Source organism: Bifidobacterium thermophilum, assembly GCF_037482445.1.
GTDB classification, from domain to species: Bacteria; Actinomycetota; Actinomycetes; order Actinomycetales; family Bifidobacteriaceae; genus Bifidobacterium; species Bifidobacterium thermophilum_B.
Window position 1 is genome coordinate 42,600 of the sequence record NZ_JBBHLY010000008.1, and the last position, 14,054, is coordinate 56,653.

The window sequence follows — 14,054 nt, forward strand, 5'->3', positions numbered from 1 at the left end:
GATAATCTAAGGAGCAAATGATGAGAAGTTCAAAGAAGAACCATGGCGTACAGGCAGTCGCAACGGTATTGGCATTTGCCTTGTCCATACTCGGTGCGGGTATCGCCACGGCGCCGGCTTATGCGAGATCCTGTGCGGAGCTCGGGCATCACCAGGGTATATCCAACAAGACGGCGGTTTTCATAGCGGGACCGCTCAAGAGGGTCTGGCTCTCGCCAGGCGGCAAATATACGGTGGAGGCAAACAAGACGCTCACTGTCACGGGATCGGTATCCGGCGGGGTAGACACGGAATTCACCAAATTCACCAAAGCGCATGTCTCGGCCAGCCTATCGGTCTCGAATTCCGTGGGCTTCAAGCAGGGATGGAGTTGGACCAACAACACGGGAACGACAAAATGGGTTCAGCTCGGCGCACGCGGATACGAATTCGATTATTCGCGATACGACGTGGTCGCACCATGCCGAATCGTGAACAGCACATACAAACACGCCAAGATGCCCACAGACGAGTCTTGGCTGTACCATAACTGATTCCATCAACACAATCCGTCTGCGAGGATTCAATATCAAAGGTCAGGCCTCGGATATTTTCCCCGGCCGGACTTTTGCCGTTCCCTCTTCTCAGCACAGCATGCACACCCAGCATGCGTTTTGTCATGATTCTCGGTCTTGCATACTATGGGCGGCCGAGAATTGACATCGTCTTTCCGTTGTGCGGGCGAATGCCGCAGCCGGCGGGGAGGGAAGGAAGAAGCCATGCCGAACCCGTCTCTCACCCGACGGATCAACGCGTTGCCGGTTACGCTCAGCCGGCTCATGTCCGGCCCCGCGGTATCGGAATCCCTTGCCCGTGCGGACGAGTCGAAACGCAGGCTTGCCCGACTGCTTCCGCTTGACGGTGTGGAACAGTCGGCCATCGACGAGTACCGCAGGGACTGGCTGGCACGATACGTCTATAACTCGAACGCGATCGAGGGATCCACGCTGTCGCTGAAGGACACCGAACTGGTGTTGGAGGGCGGGTTCCTTCCTGCTCGCGCCCCCTGCGCGGTATATCTTCGCGGCGCGCGGTGTCGCCGACGGCATGGCCTATGTGAAACGGTTCGTCGACCGGAGGCATCCGCTGGATATCGATGTCATCCGCAAGCTCCACGAGATCACCGCGCTGGACATGCAGCCCGCCTTGCGCGGCGAGTTCCGCCCGTACGGCTACATCGCCCATATCCGCGGGGCCGCGGTGAAGACGGCCGACCCGCTTGAGATCCGGGATGATCTGGAGGCGCTGGTCGCCGCAGTGAACGGCGGCGGCGAACACCCGATCCTGCGGGCCGCCGGGTTCCACGCGATGTTCGAGAACATCCACCCGTCCGCCGACGGCAACGGTAGGACCGGACGCCAGATCCTCAACATGATGCTCATGCAGGCGGGGTACGAGCCCATCGCCATCAAGCATGATGCCGGCAGGACCTACGCCGGACAGCTCGAGCAATGGCAGGCGTACGGTGATCCGCCCCCTCTGGCGTGCATGGTCGCGGGCTATGTCGTCCGGGAACAGGGCCGGATCGGGGAGATCGTGTCCGACATCCGCCACGGGCACCCCATGGCCGGACACACCATAGGTGTACGTGAATAGTGTGTTTATGCACTGTTCGCGTATACTTGTGCGGTATGAGGCAGGGTGATGCGATCAAGGTGCTGGACCGGTGGGACCTTACCGGCAGGTACGTGTATCTCAAGCGCGACCTGCGCAAGCTGTTCCACGGCGAGCCCAGGGACACGTTCGACGATTCGCTGGACAGGCTGGTCAGGTCCGGCATCCTCGTGCGCGCCGCCCGCGGCGTGTACGTGTACCGGCTGACCCGTCATTTCTCGGACGCGACACCCGACCTGATCGCCCGGAACCTGCGACGCGGGCATCTGGTCTACGAGTCCCTGGAGAGCGCGCTGAGCATGTACGGGGCGATTAGCCAGATCCCCGTGGACCGGCGCACCTACATGACCACGGGCCGGCGGGGCGAGTACCGCACCCCGTACGGGGTGATCGAGTTCACGCACACCGCCCGCACGATCGACCGCATCGCGCCCGGCCTGCTGCATCCCGAGGGACGCGGCGTCCCGGTCGCCTCAAAACAGCTCGCCCTGCGCGACCTGAAAGCCACGGGACGCAACCTGGACCTGGTGGACGAACAGCTGATGGAGGACGAATGATGAATGGCATCGACGCACTGCACTCATATGCGATACGCCTCGCGCAGGAGCAAGCCAGCCCCGGCATGGTCATGACCATCGAGAAGGAGCTGCTGCACTACAGCATCCTCGATGCGATGGACGAAGCGGGACTGCTGGACCATCTCGTGTTCCAGGGCGGCACCAGCCTGCGACTTTGCTACGGGGCCGAACGCTACAGCGAGGACCTGGATTTCTCCGGCGGCCGAGGATTCGACCGCACCGGACTGGACCGGTTGAAGGATTGCGTCGAACATGCAGTCGGTGGCCGGTACGACGTAACCGTCGACGTGAAGGAACCGCGCACGGCAGCAGGTCTGGTCAGCGCCTGGACCGTGATCGTGGACACCACGCCCCGGCGCAAGGACATCCCCCGGCAGCGGATCAAGATCGAGGTCGCCTCGATCGACGCGCACGACCCGGTCGCCCGCCCGCTCATGGTGAACTATGCGGAGCTGGGCGGGTTCTCCGATGTGATGCTCATGGTGGAAAGCCGCGAGGAGATCCTCGCCGACAAGATCGAGTCGTTCGTATGTTCCTCACATGTCAGGTACCGTGATTTGTGGGATCTGGCGTGGCTGTCGCGCCAGCCGGGCATCCGGCAGGACAAGGTCGGCGAGCTCAGACGGATGAAGGCATTGGATTATGGCGAGCTGGACAGGTACGCGCAACGCTATCCCCTCGTCCAGGATCGTCTCGCCGACGCGTTCGAATCCGACGGGTTCGCCCGCGAGATGGAACGGTTCCTTCCCGCTTCCAGGATCGCGCGGACGATCGAGCGCCCGCTGTGGATGCACGGCACGCGCGAACTGCTCGCCGGCCTGTTCGCCAGCCACACGCCGGAGCTGCCGACAACGGGATCACATCGCGGATTGCCCGCTACAGACGACGCTCCCCTGCTTCCTCTGCCGGATCCCACGCACCCGTCCTTAGATCCGAATGCACCGGCCCCCGGGATGGGTATGGCCTGATTGTCCGCCTGTCCCGTCCGGCTATGCCATGCAGATGTGTGGCTTGCGAGGCCCCGCCGCCGCGCAGCCCCGTCTCGTCCATGGTGCGCGGGAAACGGACGTCAGGGTGTATCGCCGTGTCCGGTCCGGTGTTCCATGGTCATGCCTTGGTGTCGTGTTGCCTGTCCTGCTTGTAGTCGAGCCATCGGCCGAGGTATTCGTGTCCCATGAACCGGTCGATTTGCGGCCAGTCCCGGCGGGTGTGGAGTTTCCATACCTGGTCCATGATCTCCCGGTCGTAGGCGGGGTTGGCGATGAAGTCGTCGCGCATGCCTTGCGCGCTGCCGTACAGGCCTTGTTCGATCAGGTCGAGGCAGGCGCGGTGTGGCTGGCGACGGGCATGACGCCGTGCCCGGGCACGTCCTGGGGTGTGATCCCGTAGTCGCCGAACGGGGAACGCCCGGATTCGAGAATCATGGGATGCTGCCAGTCCATGGCGCTGAAATGCCAGTCGCCCGGCGTGCTTGTCCGGTCCCCCAGGTTCAGGGCGTGCATGCCCGTGACGTATCGCACGGCTCCTCCTTGCTTGGTTCCGGTGTGTGTTCCATTCTATGCCGCGCCTGTCACAGGATGCCGGGCATGCCCGGGACGTGGAGCATGTGCCGCAGGAGGGTGTCGATGCCGGTGATGGGCAGGTAGCGGCTGGCGATGGTCCAGATGACGGCCGCCTGTATGAGCGCGAGGACGGCGGCGGCGAGGCCCCAGATGATCTGCTGGTGGAGTCGTGGCGCCGCCGCGGCCCGTCCCGCTATCCCGGCGAGCACGCCGAGGATGATTGTGGCGGCGATGAGGCTGGTGGCGGCCCAGTCGGGTTCCGTGGGCCGGGCTTTCCTGGCGAGTTCGGGGTCCTGCCGGGTTTCGTGGCGTGCGGTAGCGCGCAGGGTGGCCCACCCGTCGATCAGGTCGGGGCTGATGTCGTCGCGGCATTGCATCCATGTGTCGAGCATCGCCTTGAGGGCCGGCGTATCGCGTGTCTCGACGCTGATGCCTGTCCGCCCGTCCGGGGTCGTGCTGGCGGTGTGGCCGATGCCGGTGTCGTCGAGCATGCCGGTGAGCATGCCGACGGTGTCCTCTCCGGCGTCCAGGGTGATGGTGATCCGCGTGTCTTCCCGGCCGTCCGGAGTCCTGCCGGCGAGCAGGGTTCGGGCGGCCTGGCAGGCGAGGCTGCGGGTCCGGTCGATGCCGGTGGTGTGCCGTCGCGCGTCGGGCGGGCGGGAGATGATGGCGAGGGCGCGTTTCGGGTCTGCCGTCCAGGCGCGTGACCATGTGCCGCGCAGCCATTCGAAGCTGGGCGAGCGTTTGATTTTCTCGACGGCCGCCTGGTCGTGGGTCTTGGCGAGCATGGCGAGCAGGTGGGGTCCGGCGATGAGGCCTGCGGCGTAGTCGTGTTCGTGGATGAGGCGTTTGAGGTCGTACCGGTTGCGGGTTTCCGTGTCCCGGGTCTCGGTCGCGGTCAGGGTTTCCGGGTGGGTGAGCAGGGCATGTTCCATCCGGTCGAGGGCGATCCGGCGGGGGTCGGTCTCGGCGCCGGTGAGCATGTGGTCGGTCCGGCGTTGTTCCTCGGGTTCGCACCCGTACAGGAAGTGGTTCTCCTCGCGGCCGCGCGTGCCGGCGACGTATTGGAGGTTGCAGGACAGGCTGGCCTGTGCGGGGAACAGGGCGGCGCACCGGTCGACGGTCATGCCCTGGCTGCCGTGGATCGTGGCCGCGTACCCGGCCTTGCAGCCGGTTTCGAGGAATCCGCGCGGGATGTCCCATATGCTTCCGTCGTCCAGGCTCCTTACGCGGGCGGTCGTGCCGTCGCTGGTGTCCAGGATGCGGAACGCCATGCCGTTCTCGATGCTCCTGCCGTCGTGCGAGCGGATGTCGTGGTCGTTGACGCGGCAGACGATCTGGTCGCCCGCGCCGACGCTCAGCCCGTCCATGAGTTCCATGAGCCGGTCCGGGTCGGCTTCGCTTTTCCCGGCGGCGCGCCGTTCGAGGATGAACCGGCGGTTGATGTCGCGCACCTGCTCGTTGGTGCCGGCGATCAGGAGCGTGGTCTTGCCGATCCCCTGCCATCCGATGCACATGCGGTAGGCGGTCTCCTCGATGTCCGGGTCCTCTCCCCAGTGGATCCGGTCGTGGGCCGCGTATTGGGCGACCAGGGCGCGGCATGCCTTGACGCTGGCCTCGTCGAGCGGATCGCCGCCGTCGCGCAGGCGCAGCGTGGCCCGGGATTCGCCGTCCCACCGGCGTGCCGAGGCGGCGCCTTGCGGGTCGAGCGCCCATTTGTCGGGCGCGGCGGTGAACCGCCAGATGCTGGACAGGTGCCGGCATGCGTCGTGCCGGTCGGCCCAGCCGAGCATGCCGCCCGCGCCGGAGACGCTGTCGAGCTGTTTGGGGTCGCCGGTCATGATGATCCTGGCGCCGGCCTGCGCGGCGAGCCCGGTGATGCGGACGAGCACGCGCGTGTCGACCATGCCGGCCTCGTCGATGATGACGAGCTGGCCTGGTTTGATGACGCCCGACCGCCGCTATCGTTTCCTCTCCCCCGCCGATATCGATGGCTAGAGACGGGGTCGCCGATATCGGCCGGTGCCTCCAGGGCACTGATATCGGTCTTCGGGCCGGCGGGCAGGTCGCCTGGCGTGATATCGGGGCGGCGGCGCCGACCGTCGATATCGGCCGGCGCCGCGGAGCGTCCGCCCGTCTTTCGCGATTACCGGTAGAGGTATTTTCCCTGGTCGATTTTCCTGGAGATTTCGCGTAGTTCCTTCGCCGACCTACGGTCTTCATCGTTGCCGTGTTGCATCCGCGCGGCCTTGACGTCCAGATGATGCTGGGTCGCCGAGTATGAGAGAATCCCGAGTATCAGTACCAGGGCGATGACGAGAAGCCATTTCATCGGCTGCCCCCGTTGCCCCGCACCGAACTATTCCGGATCATGATTGACCTCCCCTGTTGTTTCGTCCGCGGGCCTGTGCCATGGAACGATATCAGGAATCCATGCTACTTCCCGGGGCGGCCCATGCGTGAACACCATGGACGGCGGTATCGGAGTGGATGGCGGTGCCGGGCCGGTATCGGCGCCGCGGTACGGCCCGCGATATCGGTGTTCCCGGTCTTGCGGGTGTGTGTCGTGATATCGGGTATGGGAAAGGCCCGCCCCGCATGCCGCGGCGTGTCGGGGACGGGCCTTTCCGATATCGGGCGTCCTGGTGTGGGGTGCCTGTGGCCGGTCAGAATTCGGGTTGTTCGGGTTGCCGGGTGAACATGTCGTCGTTCTTCCACGGGTCGCCGGCCGTGTCGTTCGTGGCGGCGGGTTGGAGGCGGGTCGGGGCGCGGTCGATGTGGACGGTCGCGTATTTGATGCTGGCGCCGATATCGTCGACGGTGAGCTCGTAGGTGCTGCGGCGTTCGCCCTGGTCGGTCTGCCAGTCGCGTTGGGCGTATCGTCCGGTGACGACCAGGCGGGTGCCTTTGCCGATACGGGACGCGGCGATGTGGTCGGCGATCGGCCCATAGGCGACGCAGCGGATGAACGTGGTCTGTCCGTCCTCCCATACCCCGTTGCGTTCGACGGCGGCGGTCTGGGCGATGCGGAACCTGGCGGCGCTGCGCCCGGTGGTGGTGTGTTTGATTTCGGGGTCGGCGACGAGGTTGCCGGCCACGGTCATCGTAATCTCGTTGATGGTTGCCATGGGTCTCCTCCTTGGGGGTTGGTTGTCTGTGGCGGGTCGTGCCCGTGTCTGTCCACGCGGCGCGCGCGTGATATGCGCCCCGGGCGCGGGGGTTATTCGGCTTGGGTGTCGAGGTCGTCGCCCTCGTACCGGTAGACGAGGGTGGCGTTGGGCGCGTGGATGGTGAACGTGTACCGGTCGTATGCGGGCCTGCCGTGGTGGAACGCGTCGCCTGGGGTGATGTCCCGTTCCTCGGCTGCCCGGGTGGGGCTCCCGGCGTAGAAGCCGCGGCAGGTGATCTGGATGCCGCCGAGGTCGATGCCGCCGAGGTGGCGGAATCGTCCGCTCCATACGGTCCATAGGTCGCGAGGGCGGGTCGGGTCTCGTACCGGTCGTGGTCGATGTCCAGGCGCATGCCGGGGTGGGCGTGAATGATGGCGGTGATGTCCGCGAGGCGGGTCGTGGCGGCGAACCGGCGTTGCGTGTCGAGGCGTGCCTGGCCGCGGCGGTGTGGCATGGACGGGATGGTGGCGTTGGTGGTCATGATGGTGTTCCTTTCCTGTTGTGTTGCGGAGTTCAGTAGGTGGCGAGGTTGATGGTGATGACGGGCAGGTCGATGTCGGGGTTGCCTTGGTCGGGCCAGTCGATGCCGGCGGTCTGGAGGATCTGGGTGAGGCAGCTGCTGTGCCGGGCGGCGATCTGCCATTGCCAGCATTCGCGGTTGCTCATCCCATAGGCTCGGTCCCACATGGGGGTGCCGGTCGGGTTCCTGGCGGGTTCGGGCTGGTTGAGCAGGTCGCGTAGGGCGATCGCCTGGGCGCGGTCCTTGCCGTCGATGATGGTGGATTTGGTGAAGGTGATCGCGGTGCCCCATCCGCCGCCGTCGACCTGTTGGCTGTTCGCGCTGATCTGCACGGTGAGCCTGTAGTTGCACATCGTGGGTCTCCTTTCCTTTGGTCCGCGTGCCCCCGGCCTGGTATCGGGCCCTGTGTTTTTTCTTGTCGGCCGGATGGTCAAGCGGTAGCGTTAGCGGTGGTAGCGGCGCATGTCATAAGACGACGCGCCGCCCCCGCAGGGGGCGCTGGCGCGGCGGCGTTGACATGCGGCGCGTGCCGCTATGATCCTTACGGCGAAGCCGTCCGGGCGATAGAAAACAACGATCGGCGGCGGCGAAGCCGCTCCACACGGTATGGGACATCCGCCCGTGCAGCGGGCGTCCATATCCCGGAGCACGCCGGGTATCGTCATGGGACGGGCGCGGGGGCGTGTGACGCGGGCGGAGGTGGTGTATGGCGCGATACGGCGGACCGGATGGCGGGATGACCGGCACGGCGGTGCCCGGATGTGTGCCCGGATCATGTCTTGCCCGGGGGTACGTGTGGCTTCTGCGCCACCGTCCAACGGCGTTGGAGACCGTCATGGCGTGGGATGCCGCCGCCGGGCGTTGCCGGGCGCCGCGGTGCTGTTGGATCGTTGCGTCCTCGTCTATGATGCGTGGGTCGGGGCGGTCTCGTCATTGCACCCCTGTCTCGGTGTCGGCGGGTATGCCCTGACCGCCCGGGAATGTGCCGATCCGATGCTGCTTGAACGTCTGCTCCTGCCTGTCGTCTTCGACGGGCAGGGCCATGGGTATGTCCGTTCCGTGGTGCGCATGGTCAACGGCTACCGTCTGCGCCGCGCGGCCGGGTGTCGTGGGGTCACCGGCGGCGGCCGTGGATGAGGATGCGGGCTATGGCGAAGAGGCTGTAGCCCGCGGCCAGGGCGAGGATGATGATGAGCAGGATCCAGAGCCATCCCAGGGCTGGCAGGAGCATGCATTCGACCGCGACCAGGACGAACGTGGGCAGGATCGCCGCGAGGATGACGAGCGCCCTGGTGAACCGTTCCTTGTCGTCTATCACCGTGTCTCCTTGCTGCTGGTGTAGCGTGCCCGCCATCTGGCGGCGCACCGTTCGATCCTTTTGCGCCCGATGACCTCCGGACCCAGACCGGCCTCGCGGAACACTGCCGTCAGGCTCTCCCCCGCCGCGACCCGTTCGGCGACCCGCCTGTCGAACCCTGTGCTCCACGTGATCCATGTCTCGTCGCACCGTTCGACCGCGGGCAGGGACGCGATCCGCGCCCGTTCCCCGCGCGTGAACGCGCCCGTGCGGCGGGCGTGCGATACCCGGCTCATGCGTCCTCTTGGTCGAGGGCCTGTTCGGCGTCGATGCAGAATCCGATGGCCGCATCCCAGGCGCGCCGCCAGGCGATGATGTACGCCTGGGCTGGTGTCTGCCCGGTGAGGTGTTCCGCCAGCAGCGACCGGATCGCGAGCCGTTCGACCAGGTCGCGCGCACCGTCACGCCCGTCGCCGGCGAGACCGCTGTCCCGTCGGCGACGGAGAACAACGGCGCACACGTCCTCCGGCCGCCGGCCGGCGTCAACGGCATATCCTGATGCGAAATCGTCATGCCCCTCCACACGCCCCCGCACCGATACCGTCCACTGGCGCGCGCGGCGGACGGCGGGCATGGTGACTCCCGTACGAAACAATGGAGGCAGTGGCCTGTCCGATATGGTAACCGGTCAGGCCACTGCCTCCATGGGTCTTGCGGCGTTACTACTGCCTGTAGTACAGGATCTGGTATCCGAACATGCTTTCGCAATGCTCGGACGGCGTGATGGTCACGGTCCTTTCGCTTGCCGTGCCATCAGTGTCGATAATCAGGTTGGACTGGTTCACCTCATCGGGCGAGGCATCCGAGGGGGTTCCGGCCATCCGCCGTCGGGGATGCCGGGTTGCGGCCGTTCGACCAGGGATCCGGCGCGTGACGCCACGCCCAGCAGCAGGACGTTCACCGCATACATGATGGCGGCGATACCGAGGACACGCATGGTGACGCCGCCCTGGCCGGTACTCGCCGTGACGGGGTGCGCCGGGAAGATACCGCAGTACAGCATCATCGTCAGCATGACGAGACTCACGACACCGCACCCCGTATACGCGAGCACCGCGGCAAAGCCCACATGCCGTCTGCCGCCCGAACACCGCCATCCCCCGCCGGCGTATCCGCCCCGGCACAGCGCACGCGCGGCAAGGGACGGCAGGGCGCCCGACGGCCCTTGACGCGTGGCGCCCCCGTCGCCCAGCAGGTAGCAGGATGCCATGAGCTCGTAAAAGCTCCAGCCGACCAGCGGCATGAACATCTCATACCTGAGCCTCAGCGTGTTGATCCCGCCGGCGTCGAAGCTCTCGCAACTGGCCTGGATGCACCATCCGGCAAGCGCGCACGCCACCACGATAATCACGATCCGGGCGATGGCCAGGGCGCGCAGCGTCTTGGCGGTCCGCTGCGACGCGACCACCCTGCGGCATTCGATCACCGCATGGTCAGCGGCATCACCGTCATAGCCGGCCGCCTCCCACGGGAATGACGCACCCGCCCACACCGGAGGATGGTCGTCAAAACAGCATGACGGGCAGGCAGGCTCGCACGCCTGATACCACATGCGGCACCACGGGCACCGGACGTACGGGCCGAAACCTATGCCGTCCGTCCGGCGCGACCAGTGTATCAACGCGACCGCCGCCACCAGCCATATGGCATTCGCCGCAAGTGTCATGACCATCATCTCCTACGGCAATCGTATCGGAGATCCCCGGATGCCGCGGGCATGACAAGCGAAAACCAGGAACGCAAGATGTGTCGCCTGCCGGAACCAGGCATGGCACCACGGGCGTGAGGGATGCCGCCGGAACGTTCCGCCGCGTTGTGCATGTCCCGGCATCTACAACGCGGCGGAACATACCTATGCCGTGCACATGGGACGACATCTGACGGCTTGCGTATGCCCCGGCATGCGCGACAGAATGAACCGCTCCATCCCTCAACCGTCCCCGGACGGCATCCGACGAATCGCGCATGCCGAGACATACCCGGCGAAACGTTTCGCCGCGCGGAAACGACAGACTGTTACCCCTCTGGGCTGTGCCGCGGGAAACCTGCTCCCTGCGTGATGCGCCCGGCATGGCAGCGGGCGTGGGACGCCGCTGCCCGTCATTGTGTGACACCCGGCTCACACAACAGCCGTTCAGGCAAGAACCATCAGCCGACCAAGTCTGCATGGTGCCCGGCGGTGAGAGCATCGGCTCACACGGTACGCCTTCCGATGGCAAGAACCGGCAGTCTCAACAAGCCTAACGCCCGCCGCGTGAGGATTGGCTCACACACCAACCATGCAGACAAGGGAATCACCCGAACAAGCATGCCTTGCCCCAGGTATGTGAGGATTGGCTCACACGATAGACGGTTCCCGACCGACACGGACGAAGCTGTATTGCAAAAGACACACGGCAGTCACATCCGTGCGGCGACATGCCAGATGGCAGGAGACAAAGCAAAACGCACGGGGCGGTGGGGCCTCGTGCGTTCGTGATGCCGTTGCCGGACCCGGATTTCGCGGGCCCGGCCGGCGCGGGTTCCGTGTTTCGCACGCGGAACCGTTTCGGGTTCCCCCACCTGGACTCGAACCAAGACAAAGGGTTCCAAAGACCCGTGTGCTGCCATTACACCATGGGGGATCGGCGGCTTCACCGCCAAGTTGCTATTATGCCATACTCTCGTGTTTCGTCAATCCGACCGCGCGTCACTTCGCGCTGCCGGATTGACGAAACCGCGGAATTTCAGGCGAATAGGAAGCCCTGACCGTGATGTACCGGGTAGGTGTCGAAAAGCTCGGCGACCGAGCCGTCCTCGAACACCGCCTTGATGGCGCTGGCGAGCAGCGGCGCGATGGACAGGACCGTCAAACCGTCCCAGCGCTTCTCCTCGGGAATCGGCACGGTGTCGGTGAGCACGACCTCACGCGCACCGCAGTTCTTGAGCCGTTCGACGGCAGGACCGGACAGCACGCCGTGAGTGGCGACAACGGTCACGGACTTGGCGCCCGCGTCACGCAGCACATGGCATGCGCCGGCGATGGTACCTGCGGTGTCGATCAGATCGTCGACGAGCACGCAATCCTTGCCTTGGACTTCACCGACCACGCGGTTGGAGACCACCTGGTTGGGCCGGGTGATGTCGCGGGTCTTGTGGATGAAGGCGAGCGGGCCGCCGCCGAGGCGCTGCGCCCACTGTTCGGCGACGCGGATACGCCCGGCATCCGGGGAGACGACGGCGACATTGTCCAGCTGGTTGGCGAACCGGTCACGGATGTAATCGACCAGCACCGGCATGGCGATCAGATGATCCACCGGCCCGTCGAAGAAACCTTGGGACTGCGCCGCATGCAGGTCGACGCTCATGATGCGGTCGGCGCCGGCGGTCTTGAGCAGGTCGAACATGAGACGGCAGGAGATGGGTTCGCGGCCGCGATGCTTCTTGTCCTGACGCGAATAGCCCAGCAGCGGGCACACCGCGGTGATGGAGCGGGCCGACGCGCGCTTGAGCGCGTCAATCATGATGAGCTGCTCCATGATGGACTTGTTCACGGGGTTGCAGTGGCTTTGCAGCACGAACACGTCGGCGCCACGGACCGATTCGGTGTAGCGCACATACATCTCGCCGTTCGCGAAATCGTATGCCGTGGTTTCCAGTACGTCGATGCCGAGCTGCTTGGCAACATCCTGCGCCAGCCTGGGATGTGCCCGGCCGGTAACGAGAATGAGGTTTTTATCAGGCTTTCCTTCGAGGATTGCGCTCACCGTGTCTCCAAACGTTGTTCGCTGAAGTGGACGTATTTCATAGTAGCCATCCGCATTGACCGTATCAGGCGCGGGGCCGCGGCTCCTCGCCCCGCTCAGCCGCATCGGGATAGTACAGGCCGTGCTTGCCGATGTACTGTACCACGCCGTCCGGTACGAGATACCAGACGGGTTCGCCATGCATCGCCCTTCTGCGCACGTCGGTCGACGATATGGCCAGCGCCGGAATCTCGAGCATGTCCACATGCCCAGCGCCGAGCAGCTGGGACGACGGGCTGGTGTAGCCGGGGCGGGTGACGGCGACGAACCGGGCGAGATCCCACATCTTGTCGGCATCCTTCCAGCGCATGATCTCCGCGACGGCGTCGGCGCCGGTGATGAAGAACAGTTCGGCGTCGGGATGCTGGGCGTGGATGTCGCGCAGCGTGTCGATGGTGTAGGTGATGCCCGGACGGTCGATATCGACGCGTGAGACCGTGAATTTGGGGTTCGATGCGGTGGCGATCACCGTCATGAGATACCGGTCCTCGGCGTTGGTGACATGCCGGTCCAACTTGAATACCGGGCGTCCGGTCGGCACGAAGATCACTTCGTCAAGGTCATACACCCACGCGACTTCGGATGCGGCGACCAGATGCCCGTTGTGGATCGGGTCGAACGTACCGCCCATGATGCCGATGCGCGGCCTGCTATGCCAGTTGCCGCGCGCTGAGCGACGTGAACGCATGCCGGAGGCATCAATCTGGGGGCGCCGCAACAGGTCGGACATGCGTCTGCCCGCATCGGACTGCCCCGGTGCAGGCATCGACTGCTCTGCGGTCGCCTCGCTCACTGCGCGCCCCCGTGATGCGCCTCATGCGGCTGGGCTTCAGGGCCGTGGCCATGGCCGCCCTGGTCCGTAGATGCGCGCTGCTGCTTGTCCGCGGCCTCGGTCTGCTCTTCGATCTGTTCGGCGGTCGGATCGGGCTCCTTGGGGTCGATCTTACCCATATCCTCATCCCACTCCTGCTGGACGACCCTGCGGATCTCCGCAAACGTGGGCAGCAGGAAGTCCGGCTGGTACAGGCGGCGGATCTCCGCCACCCGTTCGGTGATGCGGATCAGCGTGTCGGTCATGCCGTCGATATCGCCGTCGCGCTCCATGGCGGCATATTTGCGGATATGCTCCTCCATGACGTGCATATGCTCGGCCACCTGCGCCTGCTGCTGCCCGTCAAGGTCGACCACGTCCGGCGCGTTGTTCTCGGGCCATCCGATGAGCACGGCGTCCGCGTACTCCAAGGATGCGCGCTGCGAGGCGGTGGCGATGCCGTCCTCGATTTGCACGAGGAAGACGTATCTGACGGTACTGAGCCGTTCCGCCGCGATCCGCAGGGCGAGCTTGGGGTCGTCCAGGTCGATGCCGCGGTCCCGCGCCAATGCTTCATTCACTGCCACTTGTGTCACCTTCGTTCCCTTCACGGTCCGT

20 protein-coding genes and 1 tRNA gene are annotated in these 14,054 nt (G+C 65.4%); 6 read left to right on the forward strand and 15 right to left on the reverse strand.

Features of this window, described 5'->3' with window-relative positions:
- Positions 1-17 precede the first annotated feature (17 nt).
- From WD012_RS05790 to WD012_RS05805, 4 genes are all read left to right on the forward strand, one after another.
- The gene (locus WD012_RS05790) at positions 18-533 is read left to right on the forward strand and encodes a hypothetical protein (RefSeq protein WP_339562822.1); all 516 of its coding nucleotides are present in this window, start codon (positions 18-20) and stop codon (positions 531-533) included.
- Between the two features lie 553 nt (positions 534-1,086).
- The gene (locus tag WD012_RS08500) at positions 1,087-1,635 is read left to right on the forward strand and encodes a Fic family protein (RefSeq protein WP_422614373.1); all 549 of its coding nucleotides are present in this window, start codon (positions 1,087-1,089) and stop codon (positions 1,633-1,635) included.
- A gap of 35 nt (positions 1,636-1,670) precedes the next feature.
- Complete coding sequence (gene abiEi, locus WD012_RS05800) at positions 1,671-2,210, forward strand: type IV toxin-antitoxin system AbiEi family antitoxin (protein ID WP_339562823.1); 540 nt, start codon at positions 1,671-1,673, stop codon at positions 2,208-2,210.
- Entirely contained in the window at positions 2,207-3,199 is a 993-nt protein-coding gene (locus tag WD012_RS05805) for a nucleotidyl transferase AbiEii/AbiGii toxin family protein (protein WP_339562824.1), read from the forward strand. Before abiEi ends, WD012_RS05805 begins: the two co-directional genes overlap by 4 nt.
- A 139-nt stretch (positions 3,200-3,338) precedes the next feature.
- On the opposite strand, the gene WD012_RS05810 is transcribed toward WD012_RS05805, so the two are convergent.
- The 5 genes from WD012_RS05810 to ssb form a co-directional block, all read right to left on the reverse strand.
- Complete coding sequence (locus tag WD012_RS05810; RefSeq protein ID WP_339562825.1) at positions 3,339-3,509, reverse strand: hypothetical protein; 171 nt, start codon at positions 3,507-3,509, stop codon at positions 3,339-3,341.
- Between the two features lie 32 nt (positions 3,510-3,541).
- Entirely contained in the window at positions 3,542-3,751 is a 210-nt protein-coding gene (locus WD012_RS05815; protein WP_339562826.1) for a hypothetical protein, read from the reverse strand.
- Between the two features lie 50 nt (positions 3,752-3,801).
- Entirely contained in the window at positions 3,802-5,739 is a 1,938-nt protein-coding gene (locus WD012_RS05820; RefSeq protein ID WP_339562898.1) for an AAA family ATPase, read from the reverse strand.
- Between the two features lie 200 nt (positions 5,740-5,939).
- Complete coding sequence (locus WD012_RS05825) at positions 5,940-6,125, reverse strand: hypothetical protein (RefSeq protein WP_339562827.1); 186 nt, start codon at positions 6,123-6,125, stop codon at positions 5,940-5,942.
- Between the two features lie 334 nt (positions 6,126-6,459).
- Complete coding sequence (gene ssb, locus WD012_RS05830) at positions 6,460-6,921, reverse strand: single-stranded DNA-binding protein (protein WP_339562828.1); 462 nt, start codon at positions 6,919-6,921, stop codon at positions 6,460-6,462.
- 155 nt (positions 6,922-7,076) lie between these two features.
- Here ssb and WD012_RS05835 point away from each other — a divergent pair, with 155 nt between their 5' ends.
- The gene (locus WD012_RS05835; protein ID WP_339562829.1) at positions 7,077-7,262 is read left to right on the forward strand and encodes a hypothetical protein; all 186 of its coding nucleotides are present in this window, start codon (positions 7,077-7,079) and stop codon (positions 7,260-7,262) included.
- A gap of 214 nt (positions 7,263-7,476) precedes the next feature.
- Here the strand turns inward: WD012_RS05835 and WD012_RS05840 are convergent, their stop codons facing one another.
- Positions 7,477-7,836, reverse strand: a complete 360-nt coding sequence (locus tag WD012_RS05840; RefSeq protein ID WP_339562830.1) for a hypothetical protein — start codon at positions 7,834-7,836, stop codon at positions 7,477-7,479.
- 442 nt (positions 7,837-8,278) lie between these two features.
- Here WD012_RS05840 and WD012_RS05845 point away from each other — a divergent pair, with 442 nt between their 5' ends.
- A complete protein-coding gene (locus WD012_RS05845) occupies positions 8,279-8,620 on the forward strand; it encodes a hypothetical protein (protein ID WP_339562831.1) in 342 nt (113 codons plus the stop codon).
- Here WD012_RS05845 and WD012_RS05850 read toward each other — a convergent pair.
- The 9 genes from WD012_RS05850 to WD012_RS05890 form a co-directional block, all read right to left on the reverse strand.
- Positions 8,598-8,801 carry a hypothetical protein gene (locus tag WD012_RS05850; RefSeq protein WP_339562832.1) on the reverse strand — a complete coding sequence of 68 codons (204 nt, stop codon included), beginning with the start codon at positions 8,799-8,801 and terminating at the stop codon, positions 8,598-8,600. The two genes, WD012_RS05845 and WD012_RS05850, sit on opposite strands and share 23 nt — an antisense overlap.
- Complete coding sequence (locus tag WD012_RS05855; RefSeq protein ID WP_339562833.1) at positions 8,798-9,076, reverse strand: hypothetical protein; 279 nt, start codon at positions 9,074-9,076, stop codon at positions 8,798-8,800. The genes WD012_RS05850 and WD012_RS05855 overlap by 4 nt, the downstream gene beginning before the upstream one ends.
- Positions 9,073-9,414: a hypothetical protein gene (locus tag WD012_RS05860; protein WP_339562834.1), complete on the reverse strand. Its 342-nt coding sequence runs from the start codon at positions 9,412-9,414 to the stop codon at positions 9,073-9,075. The genes WD012_RS05855 and WD012_RS05860 overlap by 4 nt, the downstream gene beginning before the upstream one ends.
- 88 nt (positions 9,415-9,502) lie before the next feature.
- The gene (locus WD012_RS05865) at positions 9,503-9,625 is read right to left on the reverse strand and encodes a hypothetical protein (protein WP_339562835.1); all 123 of its coding nucleotides are present in this window, start codon (positions 9,623-9,625) and stop codon (positions 9,503-9,505) included.
- The gene (locus WD012_RS05870; RefSeq protein ID WP_339562836.1) at positions 9,622-10,506 is read right to left on the reverse strand and encodes a hypothetical protein; all 885 of its coding nucleotides are present in this window, start codon (positions 10,504-10,506) and stop codon (positions 9,622-9,624) included. The genes WD012_RS05865 and WD012_RS05870 overlap by 4 nt, the downstream gene beginning before the upstream one ends.
- A gap of 887 nt (positions 10,507-11,393) precedes the next feature.
- Positions 11,394-11,464 (reverse strand) — tRNA-Gln (locus WD012_RS05875).
- A 102-nt stretch (positions 11,465-11,566) separates the two neighbouring features.
- Positions 11,567-12,586, reverse strand: coding sequence for a ribose-phosphate diphosphokinase (locus WD012_RS05880; RefSeq protein WP_339562837.1), 1,020 nt, complete (start codon positions 12,584-12,586; stop codon positions 11,567-11,569).
- 64 nt (positions 12,587-12,650) lie between these two features.
- Entirely contained in the window at positions 12,651-13,391 is a 741-nt protein-coding gene (nadD, locus tag WD012_RS05885; RefSeq protein WP_422614375.1) for a nicotinate-nucleotide adenylyltransferase, read from the reverse strand.
- Between the two features lie 23 nt (positions 13,392-13,414).
- Positions 13,415-14,032: a phosphoribosylglycinamide synthetase gene (locus WD012_RS05890; RefSeq protein ID WP_339562838.1), complete on the reverse strand. Its 618-nt coding sequence runs from the start codon at positions 14,030-14,032 to the stop codon at positions 13,415-13,417.
- Positions 14,033-14,054 lie beyond the last annotated feature (22 nt).